Source organism: Pseudomonas sp. HP_12 (assembly GCF_055283955.1).
On the sequence record NZ_JBTOQG010000060.1, the window covers coordinates 94,303 to 118,649 of the forward strand.

Annotated in this window: 17 protein-coding genes; 4 read left to right on the forward strand and 13 right to left on the reverse strand. The window is 54.7% G+C overall.

The genetic code is table 11. The features are described 5' to 3' along the window. Nucleotides 1-197: 197 nt before the first annotated feature. Together ACYASU_RS24240 and ACYASU_RS24245 are read right to left on the reverse strand one after the other, a co-directional pair. On the reverse strand, nt 198-1,574 hold the full coding sequence (locus tag ACYASU_RS24240) for a heavy metal sensor histidine kinase (RefSeq protein WP_103359858.1): 1,377 nt from the start codon (nt 1,572-1,574) through the stop codon (nt 198-200). Continuing rightward, nucleotides 1,571-2,254, reverse strand: a complete 684-nt coding sequence (locus tag ACYASU_RS24245; protein ID WP_065990713.1) for a heavy metal response regulator transcription factor — start codon at nt 2,252-2,254, stop codon at nt 1,571-1,573. The genes ACYASU_RS24240 and ACYASU_RS24245 overlap by 4 nt, the downstream gene beginning before the upstream one ends. Nucleotides 2,255-2,856: 602 nt before the next feature. Here ACYASU_RS24245 and ACYASU_RS24250 point away from each other — a divergent pair. Further along, nucleotides 2,857-5,214 carry a heavy metal translocating P-type ATPase gene (locus ACYASU_RS24250; protein WP_103359859.1) on the forward strand — a complete coding sequence of 786 codons (2,358 nt, stop codon included), beginning with the start codon at nt 2,857-2,859 and terminating at the stop codon, nt 5,212-5,214. Nucleotides 5,215-5,422: 208 nt separating this feature from the next. Here ACYASU_RS24250 and flgB read toward each other — a convergent pair whose 3' ends face one another. The 4 genes from flgB to ACYASU_RS24270 all read right to left on the reverse strand — a co-directional run bounded on the left by flgB (nt 5,423) and on the right by ACYASU_RS24270 (nt 12,206). Continuing rightward, complete coding sequence (flgB, locus tag ACYASU_RS24255; RefSeq protein ID WP_065990716.1) at nt 5,423-5,836, reverse strand: flagellar basal body rod protein FlgB; 414 nt, start codon at nt 5,834-5,836, stop codon at nt 5,423-5,425. A 550-nt stretch (nt 5,837-6,386) separates the two neighbouring features. After that, nucleotides 6,387-9,515 (reverse strand): efflux RND transporter permease subunit, encoded by a 3,129-nt coding sequence (locus ACYASU_RS24260; protein WP_103359860.1) that lies wholly within the window; start codon nt 9,513-9,515, stop codon nt 6,387-6,389. Beyond that, nucleotides 9,508-10,986, reverse strand: coding sequence for an efflux RND transporter periplasmic adaptor subunit (locus ACYASU_RS24265; protein ID WP_236469354.1), 1,479 nt, complete (start codon nt 10,984-10,986; stop codon nt 9,508-9,510). Before ACYASU_RS24265 ends, ACYASU_RS24260 begins: the two co-directional genes overlap by 8 nt. Continuing rightward, the gene (locus ACYASU_RS24270; RefSeq protein ID WP_236469353.1) at nt 10,983-12,206 is read right to left on the reverse strand and encodes a TolC family protein; all 1,224 of its coding nucleotides are present in this window, start codon (nt 12,204-12,206) and stop codon (nt 10,983-10,985) included. The genes ACYASU_RS24265 and ACYASU_RS24270 overlap by 4 nt, the downstream gene beginning before the upstream one ends. Before the next feature lie 710 nt (nt 12,207-12,916). On the opposite strand from ACYASU_RS24270, the gene ACYASU_RS24275 reads away from it, so the two are divergent. From ACYASU_RS24275 to ACYASU_RS24285, 3 genes are all read left to right on the forward strand, one after another. Then, nucleotides 12,917-13,177, forward strand: coding sequence for a heavy-metal-associated domain-containing protein (locus ACYASU_RS24275; protein WP_103359863.1), 261 nt, complete (start codon nt 12,917-12,919; stop codon nt 13,175-13,177). A gap of 48 nt (nt 13,178-13,225) precedes the next feature. Beyond that, nucleotides 13,226-13,672: a DUF411 domain-containing protein gene (locus ACYASU_RS24280; RefSeq protein WP_074294871.1), complete on the forward strand. Its 447-nt coding sequence runs from the start codon at nt 13,226-13,228 to the stop codon at nt 13,670-13,672. 478 nt (nt 13,673-14,150) lie between these two features. Then, nucleotides 14,151-16,019 carry a sensor domain-containing diguanylate cyclase gene (locus tag ACYASU_RS24285; protein ID WP_236469352.1) on the forward strand — a complete coding sequence of 623 codons (1,869 nt, stop codon included), beginning with the start codon at nt 14,151-14,153 and terminating at the stop codon, nt 16,017-16,019. A gap of 862 nt (nt 16,020-16,881) precedes the next feature. Here ACYASU_RS24285 and ACYASU_RS24290 read toward each other — a convergent pair. From ACYASU_RS24290 to ACYASU_RS24320, 7 genes are all read right to left on the reverse strand, one after another. Next, a complete protein-coding gene (locus tag ACYASU_RS24290) occupies nt 16,882-17,235 on the reverse strand; it encodes a DUF2790 domain-containing protein (protein ID WP_074294864.1) in 354 nt (117 codons plus the stop codon). A 175-nt stretch (nt 17,236-17,410) separates the two neighbouring features. Then, entirely contained in the window at nt 17,411-18,343 is a 933-nt protein-coding gene (gene copD / locus ACYASU_RS24295; RefSeq protein ID WP_103359866.1) for a copper homeostasis membrane protein CopD, read from the reverse strand. A gap of 3 nt (nt 18,344-18,346) precedes the next feature. Then, a complete protein-coding gene (copC, locus tag ACYASU_RS24300; RefSeq protein ID WP_074294860.1) occupies nt 18,347-18,730 on the reverse strand; it encodes a copper homeostasis periplasmic binding protein CopC in 384 nt (127 codons plus the stop codon). A 68-nt stretch (nt 18,731-18,798) separates the two neighbouring features. Further along, nucleotides 18,799-19,893 carry a copper resistance protein B gene (locus tag ACYASU_RS24305; RefSeq protein ID WP_236469351.1) on the reverse strand — a complete coding sequence of 365 codons (1,095 nt, stop codon included), beginning with the start codon at nt 19,891-19,893 and terminating at the stop codon, nt 18,799-18,801. Nucleotides 19,894-19,896: 3 nt separating this feature from the next. Further along, complete coding sequence (locus ACYASU_RS24310) at nt 19,897-21,810, reverse strand: copper resistance system multicopper oxidase (protein WP_103359867.1); 1,914 nt, start codon at nt 21,808-21,810, stop codon at nt 19,897-19,899. Nucleotides 21,811-21,953: 143 nt separating this feature from the next. Beyond that, nucleotides 21,954-22,157, reverse strand: coding sequence for a co-regulatory protein PtrA N-terminal domain-containing protein (locus ACYASU_RS24315; protein WP_065990741.1), 204 nt, complete (start codon nt 22,155-22,157; stop codon nt 21,954-21,956). A gap of 739 nt (nt 22,158-22,896) precedes the next feature. Further along, nucleotides 22,897-24,222 (reverse strand): OprD family porin, encoded by a 1,326-nt coding sequence (locus ACYASU_RS24320; RefSeq protein ID WP_065990744.1) that lies wholly within the window; start codon nt 24,220-24,222, stop codon nt 22,897-22,899. Nucleotides 24,223-24,347 lie beyond the last annotated feature (125 nt).

Sequence of the window (24,347 nt, forward strand, 5' to 3'; positions counted from 1 at the left end):
GCTCGGCCCGAAACGAAAAAGAGCGTTCGGCGGACCAGAGCCGCCGATGCGCTCCGCCGTGGGGGGAGCTTTGGTTTTCAACGAGAGCGTGGACCTTCCTGACTTCGAAGCCGCTCCAATTAAGGCCAGAGCCACCACCACCCGACAGGGTTGTCCTGCCACCGTGCGTTCCAAATTCCTAGGAGGCTGGGTAACGGTTACGCACGCAGGGCCGGCAGCTCAATCCGAAACGTCGTCTCTCCCTGGTCCGACACGCATTTAATATTTCCGCCGTGAGCCTCAACCAGAGAGCGGACAATTGCCAAGCCAAGGCCTGCATTGTTGGCACCACCTTCTCGTCGGGCCGGGTCCACACGGTAAAATCGGTCAAAGATACGGCTCCGATGCTGCTCCGGTATCTCTTCGCCTGGGTTTGTCACCTCTAGAGCAATAAAGCTGCCGTCAGGTTTAATCTGAACAACGATAGTGCTACCGATAGGTGTATAGCGCAGCGCATTTGATAAGAGGTTAGAGATGATCCTGTCCAACATCACTGGATCGCCTGAAATCAAGCCGCTTCCTGATACCTGGAGCTGTATCTGCTTTTCATCGGCAAGCAACTGGTAGTACTCAAAAAGCTTCTCAACCACGTCTCTTAGGTCGACTTTCTGCTGAGCGGGCAGAAGCAACCCGTTGTCCGACTTGGCCAAAAAAAGCATGCCGTCGATGATGTTGGAGAGCCGGTTGAGGTCCTCAAGATTTGAATACAGGTTTTCCTCATAGGCCTCTGGCGCCCGCTTTTTGGTAAGGATGACTTCCGTATGGGTCCGCAGATTGCTGATTGGGGTTCGCAGTTCGTGCGCAATGTCGGCAGAGAAATTAGAGAGCCGGACGAAGGACTCGTCCAACCGGGCCAGCATGGCATTGAACGAGGAGACCAGCTGTAACAGCTCTTTGGGCACTGGCTCAAGGGGGATGCGCTCCTTCAGCGACCGAGCCGACATTGCGGCAGCCGCGCGTGTTACTTGTTCAACCGGGCGTAGCCCATTGCGCGCTACCAGCCATCCCAACGCTGCGCTTACGATAGTGCTGACTACCAAACCGAGTACAAACCACCACTGCAGGGTTTCGAAAAAATGCATATGGCTGGTGACATCAAGGATCAGCCAGACGGTCACCGCTTGAGCCTGATGTACGGTTCGAACCGTAGCTTTCATGCCACGATACATGCGGCCAGCTTCCGACCATTCCGAGATGTTGTGCTCGGAGTCAGGCTCTATCCCCGGTGGCCTAATTGCATTAGGAGCCGAGAACAACACCACACCATCCTTGCCCATGATAATGGCGGACAGCTCCGGATGTGCACCAAGTAGCGCGCGTAGCTGAAGCTCAACGTCAGCTCCATCTATTGATCCTGACTTGCCGTCAAGGATTTGTGTCGTTGCTTCAAGCTTTTCCATTAGCGTTTGGCGATCCAGCTCCTTGAAATGATGCCGAGTGAGCTCGTTGACGCTAACCCCAGCGACGATCAGAACCGCGACCACGGCGCACACAAACATCAGACTAAGGCGCAGCGTTAGCGAGGCGCGCTTCATTCTGTATCCGGAGCATCAAGCATGTAGCCCATGCCGCGAGAGGTATGAATAAGCTTTGGGTCGAAACCATCATCGACTTTTGCTCGTAGTCTGCGAATGGCCACTTCAATCACGTTGGTATCGCTGTCAAAATTCATGTCCCAAACTTGGGACGCGATCAATGATTTAGGCAATACCTCACCCTGCCGCCGCATCAGAAGCTCCAGAAGAGAAAACTCTTTCGCGGTTAAATCGATGCGTTTACCTGAGCGTGTCGCCCGACGTTTGAGAAGATCAATCTCAAGGTCACTGATCTTTATGGTGTTTTGTTGAGGAGAGCTGTTTCCACGACGAAGCAAGCTTCTGACCCTGGCCAATAGTTCCGAAAATGCAAAGGGTTTCACTAGGTAATCGTCAGCCCCCAGCTCTAGTCCCTTCACCCGATCGTCAACACCATCACGGGCTGTTAGAAAAAGGACAGGAACTGCCTTGCCCGCGGCCCTGACCATCCTGATGACTTCCCAGCCGTCTAAGCCCGGCATCATGACGTCTAGAATCAGCAAATCGTAGTTGTCACCGAAAGCTTGGTGCAGGGCATCTGTACCCGTGACTACGCGGTCGACGCTGAAGCCTGCTTCCACGAGTCCTTGCTGGAGGTAGGTTCCAGTTTTTGGTTCATCTTCCGCTACCAAAATTCTCATGCTAGGTCCTCCTTGTAGGTCTACAGCTTCAGTGTGATCCAAAAGACCCAGAGATGGCGCAAGCTTACAGAAATGTAATGCAGCGAACAGGCTTCAGAAAGGAAGATGCGTCTATAGTCTTCACAGCTTTAGCCTTCGCCCGGATCGTTTGGCGTAAAGGGAGTCGGCTAGTGCTAATCGTGACCTCCACTCTAGGGCCCTTGCTCCTTGGTCTGTCGGCGCCGTTATGGCGCCGTTCTTTAATGCGCTCCCTAGATACGACCTGTTTCCCTCGCGGTCTCTCGCATAGGCCACCAGCCAATATCTGGAACGGTGAGTTCATCTGTGCGCCTGGCCAGCTTTTCAGGCAACGGGGCAAAAAAGCGAAGGCCCGAGCTAGCGATACGGCATCCCCGTTCTGATCCGTGTTGTCTGCTTGTGATTGCATATCCGGAATAGCGAGCTAGCATCGGAACGCTGACTGCACCGACAGGTCAGTTCTATCAAGGACTGCTGCTGTTAGCCGGCTCCGGTGGCTATAGAATCCAGGAAAATCTGCAGGCGCTACTACAAAGCACCAAGTGCATGTCTCCTGTACGAGCGCTGCGAAACAAGGATAGCTAATGGACACTGCTTCCCACCACAACCCTGAGCCTGAGCACGACCATGCAGCTCCGCTCCCTGAGGCCGGCCGACGTGATCCAGTCTGCGGTATGTCGGTTACGCCCTCGAGTGCATTCGTCGAGCATTACCACGGTCATCGCTATTTTTTTTGCAGTGACAACTGCCGGGTAAAGTTCCAGGCAGACCCTGAACGATACGCCCGCGATCATCGGGGCGCAGAGCCCACGAGTCCTTCAGGGCCTCCCGTAAAGGCGGGAAGTGACTTCACCTGTCCCATGCATCCAGAGGTAAGGCAATCAGGACCCGGCAATTGTCCTAAATGTGGCATGACACTAGAGCCGGTGATGCCTACGCTCGGTGAGGACGAAAATCTTGAGTTCCGGGATTTTAATCGCCGCTTTTGGTGGTCGCTTCCCTTGACCCTCATAGTCACGCTGCTCACGATGACAGCGCACTCGTTACAGCTCTTTCATGGCTCAGTCCAAAACTGGGTCGAGTTAGGCCTTGCGACGCCCGTAACCTTATGGGCCGGTTGGCCTTTTTTTATCAGAGCCATGACGTCTGTTTCAAATCGCAGTCCGAACATGTGGACTCTGATCGGGTTAGGCACCGCCGCAGCCTACCTCTATAGCGTCGCGGCAACGCTGTTCCCGCAAGTTTTTCCCAGCAATTTTATGCAAGATGGACGAATCGGCGTCTACTTCGAAGCAGCAGCCGTGATCATATCCCTCACCTTGCTTGGGCAGGTTCTTGAGCTTAAGGCGCGGTCGCAAACGTCCGCCGCCATCAAATCCTTGCTTGGTCTATCCCCCAAGACCGCTCGCAGGATCAATGCTGGTGGGCTAGAGGAAGATGTTCCGCTTGCCCACGTTCATTTAGGAGACCGTTTGAGGGTCAGGCCAGGTGAGAAGGTGCCGGTCGATGGCTCCGTATTAGAAGGAGAAAGTGCAGTAGACGAGTCCATGCTTACAGGCGAACCAGTCCCCGTAATGAAACGTGCTGGAGATAGCTTGATAGGCGCCACGCTAAACACACATGGAAGTATGGTCATGCAGGCCCAAAAGGTCGGGGCCGAAACCATGTTGTCTCAGATCGTGCAAATGGTCGCTCGGGCACAGCGCTCTAAAGCACCGATGCAGCGGATGGCTGATTCCATTGCCGGTTACTTTGTAATGGGCGTTATCTCTATCGCCGTCATGACGTTCATAGGCTGGGGTATCTTCGGCCCAGAGCCTAGCTGGGTTTTTGGTCTGATCAACGCTGTGGCTGTACTGATTATCGCGTGTCCCTGTGCGCTGGGACTTGCAACACCAATGTCCATCATGGTTTCGACTGGAAAGGCCGCCAGCCTAGGGGTGTTATTCAGGGATGCCAGCGCCATCGAGAACCTTTGTAAGATCGATACGCTGATCGTTGATAAAACGGGAACGCTAACGGAGGGGCGCCCAGTCTTTCACAGTGTCGAGGCCACACCTGACTTCGCCCCCCACGATGTTCTTCAATGGGCAGCTAGCCTTGATCAAGGCAGTGAGCATCCTTTGGCTCGTGCCATTGTCGATCACGCCCGAGCTGAAGCCATTCCGCTCACCAAGCCTGAATCTTTCGACTCGGGCTCTGGCGTTGGAGTGAGTGGCTTTGTAAATGGCAAGAGAATCCAATTGGGTAACAGTGCATTGATGAAATCAGCTGGCATTGACATCAAGGTGTTCCAAGAGCATTCGGAGTCATTGCGCACTCAAGGCATCAGCATCATGTATCTCGCGGTTAATGAGCTATTAGCAGGACTGTTAGCCGTATCAGACCCTCTTAAATCTACGTCCAAAGAAGCGGTCATCAAGCTCACCGCCGATAACGTAAAGATCATAATGGCTACTGGAGACGGACTTACCACCGCGCGAGCGGTTGCGAAGGAGCTCGGTATCGAAGAGGTTCATGGTGAAGTAAAACCTCAGGACAAAGAGCGCCTGGTTGCCGAACTTCAAAAAGATGGCCGAAAGGTTGCCATGGCTGGCGACGGAATTAACGACGCACCGGCTCTCGCTCGAGCGAATGTGGGAATCGCGATGGGAACAGGGACTGACATCGCAATGAATAGCGCACAGCTAACGCTGGTGAAAGGTGACCTGATGGGGATTGTACGGGCTCGGGCTCTTTCGGTCGCGACGGTAAGAAACATGCGGCAGAATCTTGGCTTCGCTCTGCTTTACAATTCAATGGGTATTCCCCTCGCTGCAGGTCTGCTCTATCCGCTGACAGGGCACCTTCTGTCGCCGATAATCGCTGCGCTAGCAATGAGCGTCAGCTCTGCATCTGTAGTTTTTAATGCGTTAAGGCTCAGAAGTGTCCGGGTTAGCTAGCGTCAATGCCGGGGCTGCCGGGGCTATAGCAGCGATAAGCCGCGCCTTAGATATGTCTCTCATTGTTTTGGGCGGCCGTTGCCTAGGGCAGATTATAGCGATCAAACACTGAAAGGGATGTTAGGCTTTAATGGCTCGCGCCTGTCAAGATGACGTAACTGCAGAGCTGCTGCCGAAGCAGTCTCCGCTACAGAGGCCGCGTAAGGAGTTAGTCCCCTCGCAGCACTTTGAGTAGACCTTTGAACGCTCCATTCAGCCTCGTGAAGGCGGCATCGAAATGAATCTGGTTTTCCGTGTATTTTGCAATCTCAATCTGTTGGTCAACTGTATTTTGATCAAGGGAAGGTTGGGTTGGGGTGCTGTACAATAAGTCATCACCGTACGATTCACTCGTCGATGTGTTTGTTGAGATATGCTTTTGACTGGTCGTGCGCAAAGACAGCGGATTGCCAAGACCTTGTTTGGTCTGGCTGGCGAGCACAGCAGAAAAGTCCAAGTCTCTGGCCTTGAAGTTTGGGGTATCGGCATTAACGATATTATTACTTAGCACTTCAGCTCTTCGACTGCGATAAGTTAAAGCTCTCTCCGCAGAGCCCAACGACTTTTCAAAACTAATACTCATTTTAATATCCTTCAGTTACGCTACGATTTAACGCAACAAGCCCTAGGGAAAACCCCAGAGCTCAGAAAATTAATTCGATCATGTGCCACTGCACTGCCTAGACGATACGCACCATTGCATCGGCTTCCAAGAGAAATATCGCAACCTTACATAATGGTAATGTTGAACGGCGCTTGCTGCTGAGGATGAGTCCTGTTCTTGTTTTCGTGGCCAGCTTCCCTCGAGTAGGCTCGCCTTGATTCTGTCTGAAAGCGGGCCGCGTTAGCCCAGCGAAACCTGCGCGTCGGTTCTGGCGGTTCTCACTATAAGGCTGACCAAGCAGAACCTCCGTTGCCTAAAGCTTGACAAGCGTATGTCCAAACGGCTGGGCGTTTCGCTCAGCCGTCAGCTTGGACTTCGCAAAGGCGTCGGTTTTGGTCGTTCGCTTCGGCACTGGTACCAGAAGAGCTCCATTGTTGGGATCATTGGGTACTGCCTGGGTGGCAGCTTGCTGGGCTTCATCAGTTAGGAAGCATCTCGGAGCGCCAAGCTGACCTCGGCGCAATCTGGACTAACGACGTGACGGGTTTCGCTTCATCAGCCAGTAGGCTGCGGGTAAAACCAGCATCGATAGCAGTGGCGCCGTTATCATGCCGCCGACCATCGGCGTCGCAATGCGCTTCATCACCTCCGAGCCGGTCCCGCTCGCCCAGAGAATGGGTAATAAGCCCGCGATGATCACCGCAACGGTCATTGCCTTGGGTCTTACCCGCAACACAGCACCCTCGCGAATGGATTCGAGCAAGGCGGTGCTGTCATCACGACCCGCATGGAGTCGAACCTGCCAGGCATTTTTCAAGTAGATCATCATGATCACGCCAAACTCGGCCGAGACCCCCGCCAAGGCGATGAAGCCTACCCCTGTCGCGACGGATAGGTTAAAGCCGAACCAATACAACAACCAGACCCCTCCCGAGAGGGCGAAAGGTAGAGTCGCCATGATCAGTAGCGCCTCGCTCACCCGGTTGAACGTGAGATACAGCAGGACGAAGATAATCAGCAATGTTGCCGGAACAACCCACGTCAGTCGTTCGTTGGCTCGCTCCAGAAATTCGAACTGCCCCGAATAAGAAATGGTCATCCCCTCGCTTGGCTTCACGGCCTCGCTAACGCGCTGCTGAAGCTCTCTGACCGTGGAAGCCAAATCCCTGCCTCGTACGTCGACATACACCCAACCGGACAATCGACCATTTTCACTGCGCAACATCGGAGGCCCGTCGCTCAGGCTGATATCCGCGACCATGCCCAATGTGATCTGCTGCCCCGCCGAAGTCAGGATGGGTAATTCACGCAAGGCGTTCGGTGTGTCACGCCATTCCCGGCCATACCGCAAATTGATGGGATAACGTGCTAGACCCTCCACGGTCTCGCCGATGTTGCTGCCACCGATGGCCCCTGACACAACGTCCTGAACGTCCTCTATGTTCATGCCATAGCGGGCAGCGGCCAGCCGATTTATCTTGATATCCACGTAGCGTCCGCCGGTAAGCCGCTCTGCCAATGCAGAGCTGACGCCAGGTACCTCTTTGGCGACGCCTTCGATTTGCCGAGCCACGCGATCGATTTCGGCCAGCGACGTGCCGGCGACTTTCACACCAATCGGGCTTTTGATTCCGGTCGCCAGCATGTCGATCCGATTGCGAATGGGTGGAACCCAGATATTCGAAAGTCCAGGGACTTTGACGGCGCTGTCCAATTCTTCGATCAGCTTGTCCATTGTCATGCCTGGCCGCCATTGATCCTTCGGTTTGAACTGCACCGTCGTCTCGAACATCTCTAACGGCGCAGGGTCGGTGGCCGTTTCGGCCCGCCCCGCCTTGCCAAAAACGCGTGAGACTTCCGGAACCGTGCGTATCAGGCGGTCGGTCTGCTGAAGAAGTTGCGTAGCTTTGCTTGCCGAAAGGCCGGGCAACGCGGACGGCATGTACAAGACATCGCCTTCATCCATTTGGGGCAAGAACTCACCGCCCAATTGGCTTAGAGGCCAGAGGCTGGACAGAAAGACGAGCAGCGCGAGCGACAACGTCAGTCTAGGCCAGGCCAATACAGCGTTGAGGACAGGGCGGTACGCCGCTATCAGCCATCTATTCAAGGGGTTTTGCTGTTCTGTGGGAATCCGACCGCGGATCCAATAGCCCATCAGCACCGGAACCAGAGTTATCGAGAGCCCTGCCGCAGCAGCCATCGCATAGGTCTTGGTAAACGCAAGCGGGCCAAAAAGACGTCCTTCCTGAGCCTGTAACGTGAAGACCGGCAAAAACGACAAGGTGATGATCAACAGGCTGAAGAACAAGGCGGGCCCGATTTCAGCCGCAGCGCCGGCAATGACAGCCCAATGCGCCTCTCCTTGAAGTTTCTCGTCAGGGTGGTTGTGCCTCCAGAGCTCGATATGCTTGTGCGCGTTCTCGATCATGACCACTGCCGCGTCAACCATTGCCCCGATCGCAATGGCAATCCCACCCAAGGACATGATGTTCGCGTTGATGCCCTGATACCGCATCACAATAAACGCAACCAGGATGCCCATCGGTAACGTGATGATGGCGACCAGAGAGGAGCGCAGGTGCCAGAGGAAGAGCAAGCAGACCAGTGCGACAACGCCAAATTCTTCCAGCAGTTTGTAGCTCAGGTTGTTAATAGCGCGATCGATCAGCTGCGAGCGGTCATAGGTCGTGACCAACTCCACGCCAGGCGGCAGGCTCGCCTTGAGGGTTTCGAGCTTATTCTTCACCGCTTGCAGAGCTTCGCGCGCATTTTTGCCGGAGCGCAGGATAACTACACCTCCGACAACTTCCCCTTCACCGTCCAGCTCAGCGACGCCGCGGCGCATTTCAGGACCTAGCTGAACGGTTGCCACTTGCCCAAGTAAAACCGGAACACCTGCGGCCGACGTTCGCAGAGGTACGCTTTTGAAGTCATTGAGGCTTTGAAGATAACCCGACGCTCTAACCATGTACTCGCGCTCGCCCATTTCAAGCACTGCACCGCCGGTCTCCTGGTTGGCCCTGCGAAGGGCCTGCTCGACGTCTTGTTGAGTGACGCGGTAAGCGACCAGCTTCTGAGGGTCCATCACAACCTGGTATTGCTTGACCATGCCGCCCAGCGTTGCGACTTCGGCCACATTGGGTAGCGTCTTGAGCTCGTACTTTAAAAACCAGTCCTGAATGGAGCGCAGTTGGGAAAGATCATGCGTGCCGGTACGGTCAACCAATGCGTATTGATAGATCCACCCTACGCCTGTTGCATCTGGGCCTAGCGTGCTTACGACGCCTTTGGGCATACGGTCCTGGGCTTGATTAAGGTATTCCAGCACGCGTGATCGCGCCCAGTAGGGGTCAGTGCCGTCTTCGAAGAGCACATAGACGAAGGAGTCTCCAAAGAACGAGTAGCCCCGAACGGTCTTGGCGCCCGGAACCGAAAGCATGGTCGTCGTTAAAGGATAAGTGACCTGACTTTCAATAATCTGGGGAGCTTGCCCTGGATAACTGGTACGGATGATGACTTGGGTATCTGAAAGGTCCGGCAAGGCATCCATCGGCGTACTGCGCAGGGACCAAATTCCCCCGACCCCAAGGAACAAGGTGACCAATAGCACCAGAACGCGGTTGCCGATGGACCAGCGAATGAGGCGCTCAATCATTTCCGTGCTCCTTGCGGGTCAACCGTTCAACCAACAGTCCCGCGTCGGTTTTCGAGACAGCGATATCGACGTGGTCGCCAACCCGCAAACCGTCCAGTAGCTCCGGCTTGGCTAAAGGAAAGGACATCGTCATGCCCGGCATCCCCAAGGTAGGAAATGGCCCGTGCTTCAGGGTCACGCTGTCCTTATCGAGATCGATGATTTCTCCTACGGACATATGTAGTTCGCGTCGTTCACGCGGCTCGGATTCGCTTGGTTCGGCGCGAGTCAGTAGCCCCTGCAAGCTGGCCTCGGAATCCAGCAAGAACTGGCCAGAGCTTACAACCGCCTGCCCTTCGGACAAGCCTGACAGTACTTGCGTCTTACCGTCGGCCTCCAGGCCGATGCCAATCTCTTGTGGTCTATAACGCCCCTCTGATTCCGCGAGCATGACCAGCGTCCGTTTGCCGGTGCGGATGACGGACTCGGATGGAATCAACAAAGTTTGTTCCTGACCAGACGCCCCCAATCGGACGGAGGCGAACATCCCGGGTCGAAGTCGGCCATCGGCATTGGCCAGCTCACTGCGTACGGTCACGGTCCTGGTGATGTTGTCTGCGGAAGGCAGAATGCCAATGACTTTGCCCGCTAAGGTCTGCCCTGGAAACGCTGCGAGCGTCGCAATCACCTTGGACCCCAGCTGAACATTACCGAGGGCCGCCTCGGGGATCGCAGCGTCGAGCCAAACGGTGGAGAGCCCGTTAATCTTCGCAAGGTCCTGCCCTTTGGAAACAGACATGCCGACCTGCAACCCCAATGACTGAAGCTCGCCAGCCATTGGGGTGACGATTGTATGCACCGCAACAGGTTTTTCTGAGCGTTGCACCTGATTGATCACTGATTGAGGCATGCCCAAAAGACGTAAGCGCTCGCGAGAGGCTTGAATCAACTCATGATCGCCGGTCTGTTTCACCGCAATGAATTCAAGCTGGGCGGCGGACCATTCCGGAATGAGGAGGTCAGCCAAAGGAGCGCCTGCTGGAAGAACATCCCCGGCGGCGCGGCCGTAAACCTTTTCCACGTAGCCACTCGAGCGAGCCTGGAGTGTCGCTATCTCCCGCTGGTTATAAGCAACGGATGCTACCGCGTCCGTGGCTGAATCAATGATCCCAAGCGTTACCTTCGCTGTGCGAATACCTAGGTTCTGTACGACTTGCGAAGGGACCGCGAGTGTTCGGCTATCTTCAGCACCGCCGGCATATTTCGGGACAAGCTCCATATCCATGAAAGGCGAACGCCCAGGCTTATCAAAATGCTGGTCAGGTTTCATTGGGTCATACCAGTAGATGACCTTCGCAGTGTCTGGCATTGACACTGAAGGCGTGCTGCCTGGCGCCGGATCGCTGGGCTTGCCCATCAGATAGCCGGCGGTGACTCCCGCCATCAGCAGCCCAGCTCCGACCATGGGTAACACGATGCTGGAAGGCCTCATTTCAAAGCCTCCACGTACGCAAAGTAGAGGTTGGAACTCAGCTCATGCAGCTTCCTTTGCTGCTCGACCCGCCGCAGCCGTGCCTCAATCAATGCCCTGCGAGCTTCGATAACCGCACTCAGCTGACCGGTGCCGGCTTTATAGCTGGCCGTCTCCAGCGCAACCCGCTTACTGGCCAGAGGTATGTAGGTTGCTTCGTTTCGCTCCAGCGCTTTACGGACCTGGCTGACCTCGGCTAATCCGCTTTCAAGCTCGGCCTCATGGTTGCGCAGGATTACTTCCTGTTGTGCCTCCATCTGAGCAACATTTTGCTGCTTGGCGTGGATACGAGGCCCTTGTCGAGACCCAACGAAGATTGGAAGGTCGAAGGTGAACTGCAGGCTTACCATGTCGCCGAAGCGGTTATCGCGATTGCCATAGACAAACTCGACTCCCCAGTCTGGCTTCTTTGCAGCAATGGCCTCGTCGAGCTCAGCGTTCGCTTCAGTGACCCGAGCGCTAGCAGCTTGCAGATCTGGATGAGCCGACAGGCTGCGGTGAGCGGGATGAGTATTCAGATCAAAAGCCGGCGCAGTTCCTGAGAGTTGAAGATCAGCGTCGGGACCTATATACCGCCGTAGCTTGGCGCGAGCTATGGCAACATCACGGGCCAGTTCGTCCCGGCGGTCCTCCAGCGCAAGCATTTCTTGGCGAACTTGTATGAGGTCCGCTGCCCTTGAGCTACCCCCCGCCACCTGAGCGGGCAGGGTTGAAAGCTGAACGCCAATCTGCTTCTGCATCTCATCAAACAGATCAACCGTCTGTTGGGCATAGAAAACATCAAGCCAGCCCAAGGCCGCCTGGCGCTTGGTCTCAAGCACCGTCGCACGCTGCTCCGCTTGTGTACGGCCTACGGCTGCCTGGGCGAAGCGGCGTCGGGCATCGCGCTTGTCGCTGTTGGGAAATTCCTGCATCAGCCCAACACGGCGCATCGTCATGGAGTCACGGTCAAGTGAGTATCGGTCCTGGCCCTCGATAGGCAGATTATCGACGCCCAGAATTAGCTTGGGGTCAGGTAACGCTCCAGCGGGCACGACTGATTCTTGTGCTGACTGCACCTGAGCCAGCCCCGCGAGGTTTTCTGGAGCGGTCAACTCAGCCAGCTGTTGCGCGCGTTCAAACGTCAGGTCCGCGGCAGGGGTCCGCAGCGAATATAGGCAAAGCAGAAGCATCGCCAACATGCTTGCGTGCCGTCGATGTGCAGGTAGAAGAGCAGGCATGAACAGCCTCCAATGCAAAGGTCAGCGCCGCCGCTGAAAAGATAGCGGCAACGATTACGTACCCTCCAGAGGATACGATTCGGACATAGGCATCAGGCTAAACGGGGCGGGCGCCAGAAATCAGCGAGGACCCGCTGTACCGTGAGAGCGAAGTAGGTCAACTGCGGAAGGGGGCGTATCGGTGCAAGATTTTGGGCAGGATTGATCTGCACCATAGCGCTGCTTTTACAGTCCTGTCCGGGTTTGCAAACGGACTTATGATCAATGGACGCCGAGTCACCCATGTCTGCGCAGGGCTCGTCCGCCAGGGCGTGCTGTGCACCATCCATCATTGTCTGCATCGGGCACGGTTCGGCAGGCATGACTGCGCCCACGCTTGCGAATGCCGGAAGAATGAGGGTAAAAATCATGAACACAGCCAGTGCGAAGCGGGACATGTAGGTCAATCGGATCTCGGTGAGTTACAGCATCGGTGTCAACGAGCACTATCGAAACACAACGTGACGCAATATCCCAGTTTCGATCGCACAAGCTTACAAAATTGTAATCGAGAGCGACCAGGCATAACGCTTAAGCTACTGCTTGCTGACGGGGCTTGACCTTGACACGCTGTCAAGGTCAAAGATGGGTTACTGGTCAGGAGAGTTCTGACCACGACTGAGGGTTTCGTCATGGGTACAACCGAATTAACGGTACAAGGCATGAGCTGCGGCGCATGCGTTAAGCATGTCAAAGCTGCGCTGGTGACTGTGGCAGGAGTCGTAGATGTAACAGTCGAGCTGAAAACCGGGCAGGTATCGGTCAGCGGATCTCCTGACGAACAAAGCCTGGTAAATGCCCTGAATGAAGCTGGATACCCCGCTGAGTTGGCTGTCGCGGTCCGTGATTCCACTCCCAGCGCTCAGACAGGCCGCGGCTGCTGCTGTCGTTAAAATTATCGAAAACTGAGCGGCAAACGCCGGCTCCATATAAGGAATGTCATGGCCAACCTACGGCTAACGCTTGTTGCAGCACTTTTTTTTGCAGGCGCGGCAAATGCCGCGGATACGTTGACACTCGACGTGCACCGCGACGCCAATTGCAGCTGCTGCAAGGCTTGGATCAAACATCTTGAAGCCAATGGCTTCAAGATCAACGATCATGTTGAAAGCAACATGAGTGCCGTTAAGCAGAGCCTCGGTGTGCCGCAAGGACTGGCCTCCTGCCACACCGCGGTGATTGATGGAAAGTTCATCGAAGGCCATGTGCCTGCCGCACAGATCAAGGACCTGCGCGGTCGTCAGGACCTGGTGGGCATTGCAGTCCCCGGAATGCCTATGGGCTCGCCAGGAATGGAAAATGGCCAAACGTCACAGGCTTACGACGTTGTCGGTCTGAGCAAGGCAGGAGCACAGGTGGTCGTGGCGAGCTATCCAGCGAACAAGTGAGCAGCAGTCGAATTGATGTATCTCCAACTGCATGGGGCCAGTCGGGCTGTATTCGGACCGCCAATCAATGAGCCAGTAGACCACGACCAGACATTGTTCGCTTCGAGCAATGAAGGCGAGAATGCCCGCACATTTTGGGGGTGCATGGGCCCTGAGATGATATGGCACTGTGCTCGGGCGGACTTGACCACTTCTTCAATTCGGCTTGGTATGGCATTTGCGCTGACTTGACCAGACGCATCGTACCCTTGACGGGCCGAAAGCAGCCTGTTGCAAAGTGGTGCAGCAGACCTATACGGCTGGTGCAGCATCTCCCATGCTCGAGTCATTCAGCGTTCACTTGCAAACTAAAAACCGAAGCTTGGGTCGGTCAACGGTGCAGCGCTCGCCGGAGAGTCGGGACTACAAATTCTCAGGCAAGCGACCGAAAGTCTTGGAACGCGCGTCCGGACGGGGTCACCAAAAGGATCATATCGCAATGCTGATTGCCCCTTACCCGGTTAACGAGGAGGCGCGGCTGGAGTTTCTCCGCAGCCTGGATGTTCTGGATACAGCTACCGAGGAGACATTCGACCGGTTCACCCGAGTCCTGGCCGAGTTGTTGCAGGTGCCCACCGCGTTGATATCGCTGGTTGAGGCCGACAAGCAATGGTTCAAGTCCAAGGTGGGACTGGATACTTGCGAAACCTCGCGGGATATTGCGTTCTGTGCCCATGCCCTGCATGCAGAGGGCTCTCTGGTCGTCGAGGACGCGGCCACAGATGTCAGGTTTCACGACAACCCTCTTGTTGTCGGAGCGCCCTTTATTCGATTTTACGCCGGCATCCCTCTTCGCTCCAGCGAAGGCTATGTAGTAGGCACCCTGTGCGCGATTGACCATCGCCCAAGGTTGATTACTCAAAGCACCCTCACAGCTATGAAAGATCTGGCCCGGGCGGTCGAGCGAGAATTGTTTCATCGCAGCATGTCCGGCCAGGCCCGGACAATCTATGATGATGAGCGTCGCGCTCGGTCATTGAGTGAAACAAGGTTCGCTACAGTTTTTCAAGAAACTCCGACAGGGAAGGCCATCGTCGATCTGGACGGGCGATTTTCAGTCGTTAATCCTAAATTTTGCGAGATAACGGGTTATTCGTCAGACGAGCTTCTGAGCAAGACGTTTCAGGAAATCACTCACGCGGACGATATCCAGCAGGATCTGGCCTTGGTTGCGGATCTCATCAACGGCTGTCGCAAGAACTACTCGTTGGAAAAGCGTTATGTGCGCAAGGATGGATCACTTGTTTGGGTCGACTTGAGCGTCGCGATCCTGCGAGAGGCCGCGGGTGCGCCCCTGCATCTTATCGCGGTGATCCTGGATATCACCACGCGTAAGCACAGCGAGGAGTTGATACTGAATCATCAGCACGAACTAGAGCAGCGCGTAGTTGAGCGAACCGTTGACCTTGTGAGAAGTCAGGAAACCCTTCGATCCATCGCTGACAACGTGCCTATGTTGATCGCGCAGGTGGATTCGGAGTTGCGCTATGTTTTTAATAACGCCAGATACAAGGAGATTTTCAATGTCGATCCGTTGTCGCTGCGAGGAAAGTCTGTCCAGACTGTCCTGAAGCCTGCGGTTTACGAGGAACTTTTGCCGTATTTCGACCGTGCCCTAGCGGGCGATCGCAGCACTCGGGACGACATTCGCTACGACGATCTTGACGGCCGGATTTGGCGCGCCACCTACATACCCGACGTGCGTGACGGAGCCATCGTTGGATTCTTCGTCATGTCTCTGGACGTCACTGAACAAAAGCGGAAAGAGAAATCGCTCCCAGACAGGGCCTTGCTCGATCACTTGACCGGTTTGCCTAACCGCGCGGCCCTGAGGGAAAAACTCAGCGAGGCCGTCGACTCAGCAGAGCGAGGCCTGGCTGATTTTTCGGTTTTTTTCCTCGATCTCGATGGCTTCAAAAGGGTCAACGATGAGTATGGTCACGACCTTGGCGATGAACTCTTATGCCAGGTATCCGAACGGCTTCGTCAAAAAGTGCGTCAGCACGATACTGTGTGCCGCTTGGCGGGCGATGAGTTTGTCGTGATTGCGTCAGGCGCCAAGGCTCAGGACACTTGCGAACGAATCGCTGCTGCTATGTGCGCAACCCTCGCGCAGCCTTTTCACCTGCGTGGGCATACGGTAAAGATCGGCACGAGCGTGGGGGTCACGGTCTGCCCGGCCTACGCGTTGACCACACCGGAGCAATTGTTAGCAAGTGCTGACGCGGCCATGTACGTGGCCAAGCGCGCGGGACGCAACTGTTATCGCTTCGCCCCAGCGGTATGGAGCAGGAGGGGTCATGCTTAAAAGCGTCAACAGAAGTGCACTGTGAGGACCCCGGCTGGTGACCATGTCCAGTGACAATGCCATCGGCCGTGCCCGTCTGATGTTCGCGCTGATCAGAACGAGCGGCACCGAGGCTGCGGCCGAACCAAACACGCTCCCGCTCAAGCTTTATCGTCTCGCTGTACAACTGCAGCCTGATCAATCGTGCGCAGCTTGAAGACTCACGGTCGAGGCCAAGCTGGCGTTGAGCGGTCGGACGTCATTCAAAGGCAGCTGAGCAGGCTTCAGGTAACTGATGCTATATCGGACTTGATAAGGGCGCGGGGTTTCTTAGCGGAGTTGGCAACCAACTATCACTATAGTGGCAGCCGGTTAAGCGTAAGGTAATTTTTTTGCATACGAGAACCGGCCGCGCGAAGATGACGAGGTCATCATCCCTTCCGTGGCGAAGGCCACCTTGTCCAGGAAAGGCTGGGCCAGCGCGCTGGGCGATTCCCCAAGACGATCGCGTGGGTTGCGTGCTCTGCGGCAACGCCCAGTGTACAAGCGACGGCCGGAGCCGTTCGCGCACATAAGGGCGGCAAGAATCATGGCAATTTTGCCCAGCATCCTTGGATCAACTCCTGATTCAGCTGCCCCGGTTGCCCAACGGGCCGGAGTAGATGGCGGATCTGATCTATAACGTTCTAGCCGACGTGACGCTTACCGGGGCGATTCACTGAGCGCTTGTCAAGTTCACGCACCGCTTGTTATGCCGTTACCTTTAAAATTCTGAAAGAGTTCTAAGGGATGTAACCGTATCAGTGCGAGTTTGGTTTCCAACATCGTTAGCAGCGCAATTAATAGAACGTTAAGCTCAACTACCGAACCCGACGGCTAAACATCAGTGTGCATTAGTGCAGTTGTTGGGCAGCATAACGTATTCAAGAATTTTGATATTGCCATTACTATCCTCGTAATTCATTTGTGCCGGCATCACGCCGCAGTTGCCAAAAGCGAGACGGCTTCCCTTGGCTGAAGTCGTACCTAATACTTTAGCAATATCTGCCTTGAAGCCATATTGATAATGAATCACCTCAGGTTGACCCTTTCCTTTAGATTGGGCGTATTTTTCCATAGACTTTTCGTTGGCTCTGATCATTTCGCCATAGACTGGGTCGTTTCGACCATCAGCGGATGCAAAAGAAGTCACGAAGGCAAAGCACAACGCAAGTGAAAGGGAGGCAAGGTTGTTCATTTTACAAATCTCCATGTGCATATGTTTGTATGGAGACTATAACGACAGAAAGCTGTCGTTAATGTGAGCTCAAAGTTACATTTCAGTAAGTCTGATGACAGCGAACTATGCCTAAAATGCGGAAGGCCCTTTTCGGGAAGAAAAGGGCCTTGAGGATGACCAGGGCCGGTAGCTATCAGGCAGCCATGTCCATTGCTGGACTTAATGTACCTAACCAAGCTACCAGCAACAGAATTGCCACCGAAGCGGAGAACTCCAGGACCATGCTGCGCCTCAGAGCATTTACCGCTGATGTGTAGTCGCCCGCCTGTAATGATTGCTCCAGCAATGGGCTTAGGTGGAACCGGTTGAGTGCTGCGAGTACCACCATTCCACCGAACAGCGCGAGTTTTGCGAAAAGCAAAATACCGTAGGTACTGTCGGTAACGCCATCCAGGCTGGGCCCTACAATGAACAGGTAATTAACCACGCCCGTTGCGACAATGACCCCAACGATAAGAGCGCCTACCGACTCAAAACCCGTTAACGCACGTGAAAGGACCTCGACCAGGTGCTTCGCCTCAAGTTTTTTAAGCCTCAACAACAGTCCGAACGCAGCCAGGGCCCCGATCCAGCCTCCCGCCGCTAGCAGGTGCAGGATGTCAGCGGCAAAGTGCCAGAACCTGCGGGTTCCCTCGTCCATTGCCCCATGGCCATTCCAGGCAAGCGAAGCAAGCGCAAGCCCCGCACCTGTTGCAGCAATCCAGAGGCTTGACGACGGCCAGCGCTTGTTCAGGGTCGCCGCAAGCAGCGCCAGAGCTAGAGCGAACATTCGGATGATCCAGGTAAAACCAACTTCGGTTTCAGTCAGCATCATCCCAATGTGAGGTTGGAGCTCCGCCCAGTCAGCAGCGCCGCTCATGTTTTGCGCAAGAACAATCATCCCGACGACGGAAAGCACCATTCCCATTGCAGCGGTCGCAACCAGCAGCGACTCAAAATTCAACACTGCCCCCGATATCCGCTCTCGTCCGCGTAGGCTGTAGAGCCCAAATACCGCCAAGCCAAACAGCAACATCAGGTCCGTATAAAGGGCAAAACGCAGTACAACGTTGACAGAGTCGCTCATGGCTTACTTCACTTTGAACGTAACATTTCCGGTTATTGGATGCGTGTCAGATGACACAGCGCGCCACTCCACCTTGTATGAGCCTGCGGTCAAAGGTGAAGCTGGTGTGACGACCATGGTTTTAGGGTCGCTACCGCCAGCGACATTGGCCTTTACAGCCATGGGGGAGTTTGGCATGCCAGGCATGTCAGTCATGATCAGCTTGGCGCCAGAGAACTGAGTCACGAGGTTCTCGGAGAAATGCAGTTCGATCTTACCTGGAGCCGCACCCGCTTCACCTTCGGCGGGCGTGGACGACACGAGCTTAGGGTGAGCTTGGGCCAAGGCGCTCATCAGCAGGCCGCCAGACAGCGCAACAGCAACAGCAGTAGTTTTGAAAATAGACATGCAAGGCTCCTCACAGCGCAAAGCTGTAGGTTTGAGGTTTGGTTTGTTGTGTCACTTTTAAGATGCGTTTAGAACCACATACGGACACCAAGAACTAGGCGTGCTTCGCTGCGGTCCTCGCCTTCCTCTCGGGCGTAATCGGCAGAGTTGCCATATGATCGGTTCCATGTCACCCCGATGTAGGGTGCGAATTCTCGCCGTATTTCATAACGTAATCTAAGGCCTAATTCGGTTTCGGATAGGCCAGATCCAATACCGCGCTGAGGATCATTTTTTCCGTAAAAATTGATCTCGGCGGTGGGCTGAAGAATGAGCTTATTCGTCAGCAGAATGTCGTAATCACCTTCTAATCTCGCTGCGGTTTGGCCGCCCTCGCCAAGGAAAACCGTGGCTTCTGTTTCGAAGTTATAGAGCGCCAAGCCCTGAAGGCCAAACGCAGCCCACGTTTGCGGATCACCAGGTTTGAAATCCTGACGCACCCCACCTACCAGGTCCCACCAGGGGCTGATAGCGTGACCCCATAATGCTTGCGCCTCTGCCTGTTCGGTTTTGCCATTGGTCCGTTCACCCTCTGTGCGCAACCACAGACGGTCCACATCGCCGCCGATCCAACCTTTGGCGTCCCAGTTAAGGACGCTGCCTTCATCTGCGTTCTGCCATTCCAGCTGGTCAATGAGCATGAACGAGTTGTAGCCACTGTCATGTACTTCATGGCCGCCGGGAGCGTTGTAGACAGCGGCTCTATCAGCATCCGTCAGAACAGGAATTGGCGTGCGGCTCTGAGTCGGCGCCTGCTGGGTATTGGGGGCCATCCCGGTCATTTGGCTGTGGTCCATGCCCTGCATCTGGCTGTGGTCCATGCCTTGCATCTGGTTATGGTCCATGCCCTGCATCTGGCTGTGATCCATGCCTTGCATCTGGTTGTGGTCCATGCCTTGCATCTGGCTGTGGTCCATGCCTTGCATCTGGCTGTGGTCCATGCCTTGCATCTGGTTATGGTCCATGCTCTGCATTTGGCTCTGATCCATACCCTGCATCTGCCCGTGGTCCGAGGCTTTGGCGCTGTCGGCTGCCGCTACCCATTGACTTGGGCCCAAGGTTAACCCGGCAGCTACGACCGCTACGTGTACGTAGGTGATGCGCAAATTGGTTCTCATGGTCATTTCTTACTCCTCCACACGTACTTCACGGAACATCCCCATTTCCATGTGGAAAAGTAGATGGCAGTGGTAAGCCCAACGCCCAAGCGCATCGGCGGTCACTCGATAGCTACGCTTGGAGCCTGGGGGCATGTCGATCGTGTGCTTACGGACCATGAAATTGCCGTTCTCGTCCTCAAGGTCGCTCCACATACCATGCAGGTGAATCGGGTGAGTCATCATCGTATCGTTGACCAATACAACACGGACCCTTTCGCCGTATTTCAAACGTATCGGCTCTGCGTCGGAAAACTTCACGCCATTGAACGACCAAGCGAACTTATCCATATGACCTGTCAGATGGAGCTCAATCGTGCGACCGGGATCGCGGCCGTCGGGATCTTCAAAGGTACTTCTTAGATCCGAGTAAGTTAAAACCTTGCGCCCGTTGTCGCGAAGGCCCATGCCGGGGTCGTCAAGCTTCGGCGAGGTCGACATCGCCTGCATATCGACCAGCGGATTGTCTTTTTCGGTTTCTGGATGGGACTGCATAGCGCCCATCCCCGCCATCCCAGACATGCCGCCCATGGACATCTGACTATGGTCCATGCCAGCCATGTCCATGCCTTTCATGTCCCCACCGTCCATACCAGACATGCCTTGCATGCCGCCTTGGTCCATGCCCTGCATCTTGCTGTGGTCCATGCCAGCCATGCTGTCCATGCCCTTCATGTCACCACCATCCATACCAGACATGCCTTTCATACCGCCCTGGTCCATGCCGCCCATGTCTCCCATACCTGCCATCCCACCATGATCCATCCCCGCCATGCCCATGTCGGCCATGGTCACTAGGGGACGCGGATCTAACGGCGGTACTGGGGCGGTCAAACCGGCACGGGCAGCCAGCGTTCCACATGCATACCCTGTTCGGTCCATTGACTGGGCGAAAAGCGTGTACGCCTCTTGGGTGGGCTCGACAATCACATCATAGGTTTCGGCTGTTGCGATCCTGAATTCATCCACGCTGACAGGCTTGACGTATTGTCCATCAGACGCCACTACCGTCATCTTCAACCCTGGGATGCGGACGTCAAAGTACGTCATCGCCGAACCGTTGATGAAGCGAAGGCGGATCTTCTCGCCTGGCCGGAAGATGCCCGTCCAGTTCATGTTTGGCGCTTGGCCATTCATCAAGTACGTGTAGGTCGCTCCACTCACATCTGCGATGTCAGTGGGGTTCATCTTCATTTCGGCCCACATCTTTCGATCAGCGACGGTCGACGACCACCCTTTTTCGCTGACGTCGTGAATGAAATCTGCAACCGTCCGTTTGTGATAATTGTAGTAATCGGACTGCTTCTTGAGCTTGCTCATCAAAGCGCCAGGGTCTTCGTCGGTCCAGTCGGTCAGCATCACCACATAGTCGCGGTCGTACTTGAAAGGCTCCGGCTCCTTGGCATCGATAACCAACGGCCCATATACGCCGACCTGCTCTTGAAACCCGGAGTGGCTGTGATACCAGTAGGTGCCGTTCTGCTTGACCTTGAACTTGTAGACGTACATCCCGTCAGCTTCGATGCCGTGGAAGCTGAGCCCCGGCACGCCATCCATGTTTGCTGGAAGAATTATTCCGTGCCAGTGAATGGACGTCGTTTCCTTTAACCGGTTCTTAACACGCAACGTGACTGTGTCGCCTTCCCGCCAGCGCAACAGCGGCCCAGGAATCCCACCATTGATAGCCATAGCCGTACGGGCTTTACCTGTGATGTTCACCGGGGTTTCGCCTATAAATAGATCGAACTCAGTACCCGACAGAGCGCTGGGCTGGCCTGGGCTGGTAACCGCCCATACAGGGGTGCGCCATAGCCCGAGGCCGCCGAGGATACCGCCAGCTGCGAGACCTTTTACGAAGGTGCGCCGAGAAGTCTTGGATTGCATACCGATTTGTTCCCATCAGTCGGATGTATAGCTAGCACGTGAGATGCGCATATCAAGATTCAGATTAGCAGCCACGAGCGTGTTGGATGAAAGATGCCACAAGCCAGCCAACAGCATGATTACAATTCGGTAAGGTTGGGATATCAGCCGTGCGGCTTCGAGGCCTTAGACTCTTGCTGCGCCACATCGCGGTTTGGAGCCGCTGCCGCCGACTCGTTATAAGCCTGGACCGCGACCTCACGCGCTTTCATCATCCGGTCAAACGTGCGGTCGCCGCCGCTTTCTGCAAGCGCGAAAGAAGAGATTGCCAAGCTGCAGGTCAGAACGAGAATTTTGGAGATCTTCATGCTTTTTTCCTTGTGATACCTCTGCCTGATTGGCAGGAGGTGAAGCGTTGTGCTTGATGAGAATATTAAGTGAGTCAGGCTTTCAGCAGCCTTAGCCGAAAATTACAAATCTGAAAGCTAAGCCGTCTGGCTCATCCTGCATTTTGGTGATATGCGGGGGGATAAAGGGATCTGGAAATTACCCCAGGCAAACGTCCGTCTTCGCTCTGTCAACGATTTGCTGTAAGACCTACGCTAAGCAAGACGGAAACGGCGACTAGTCGGCAAACATCCGGTCGGGACAGCAACGGTTCCTGGCCACTGGTGGCGCTTCTAATCTCAGCGCATTCATCAGCCCCATGAGAAGTGCTCACCATTGACGCGAGTGGAATTGCCTACGGTTAGCCTGAACTATTTTTTAAGTTAGTTGAGGCCTGCAAGCGGTGCGGCGGGCGGAAAACTGCAAACCTAGGTTTTTGTCGTTTACGCCGAATCTGGCAGACAAAAAAAAGCGCCTTAACAGGCGCTTAAAGATTCACCTTGACCAAAGGAGCATGGGAGCTTCTAAAGGTGAATGTCGTACCGACAGGATATACCTTTCGGCCTAAGTACATGATATGCACAACCTGTTAAACCATGCAGGCCTATCCAAGGCTATTTATCTGCATCATTAAATAATGCACAATCCTAACCGTGTGAGCCTAACAACTGGCGCGATTTTGCCATTTCAGCTGCTAAACGTAGAGGTAGCCTCTGTTTGTCAAAGCACACTGAGAGGGTACTCTACAATCAGTCTGATTTCGTCCAGGTCGGACTCAAATGCTGTGGCTCTAGTTGTAGCCTGCCGAACCCGGAATGACATGTCCTTCAAGCTACCGGCTTGAACGACGTATTTGGCTTCGATGTCTCGCTCCCAGCGTTTCTGATCTTTTAGCGGATTTCCATCGGAATCTCGACGCATGTAGGTGCTGTTGGCACTAGAGTAATCAGCGTCCGTTCCCTTGCCATAGCGAGTCATGAACGAAAGGCCTGGCACGCCGAAGTTGCTCATGTCCAAGCTGTATGTCGCCATCCATGAACGCTCTTTAGGCGAATTGAAATCGCTGTATTGAATGGAGTTGGCAACGTAAATCGAGTCGGATTGTCTGAGGTAGTCAAAATCGTCATCCCCTTGGTTTCTCTGATGCGAAATTGACAAGGTATGAGAACCGTATTTCAGGCCCACCTTAATGCTCCAGATATCATTATCGAACTTGCCAAGAAGTTTCTTCCCATCATCCGTTGCGTTGTAATAGTTCACACTGCCCGTTAAGGCCATCTGGTCAGAAAGTGGGTACACGTATAAAGCAGAGGCGTATTTCTGGTCCCAGGCATCTTTCAACTTGCTTCCGTAAAGGCTGAGCGTTAAACGGTCAGTTGCATCGTAGTCGCCGCCAAAATATGCAACCCAGGGCGAATTGACTGGACCAGCATAGAAGGTCTCGAAATTATCGCGCATGGACGTGGACTGGGGCTGGCTCATGGAGTGGAGCCTACCGCCCTGAAGGGTCAAGCCGGAAATGCTTTTGTTGATGGCAGTCACGCCGCGGAAGCTCTCGGGCAGCACGCGGGAGTCACCATACGAAACCACAGGCGTAACAGGGAATACGTCACCAACGTTAACAACGGTATCAAATGCTCGTGCTTTAAGTGAGCCACCCACCTTGGTGTACTCGTCGTCTGCCTTACCGTCGTTGTACACAGGCAGAACGTTGAAGGAACTCTGCAAACCGTTTCTTCCTCTCCCGGTGTCGAGCTTCAAACCCATAAGGGCAAACGCGTCGACCCCGACACCGAATGTACCCTGGGTGAAGCCTGATTCAAATTTGCCAATGAACCCCTGCGCAGAAGCCTCGGAGTAACCGTTCCCAGTAGGGCTAGACTGCCCTTTGCGGCTGTCTCGATTCATATAGAAAGTTCGGCTCAACACATTTAGAGTGCTGCCCTCGACGAACCCCTCCTTCTGCTCCTCCGCGGAGCCAACGATAGGCGCAACACCAGCGAGGGTCGAAAGGATGGCGAGAGATATTTTTTTGAGGTGAGTCATATGCGCTCCGTACGAATCGGCAGATTGCTTTAAAAGACATATCGACCTGTTTTATTATTGTTTAAGAGCCACCGGCAAGCGCAGATGTTGATGACTGGAAGCTTACGAACAGATGACGCCAAAAT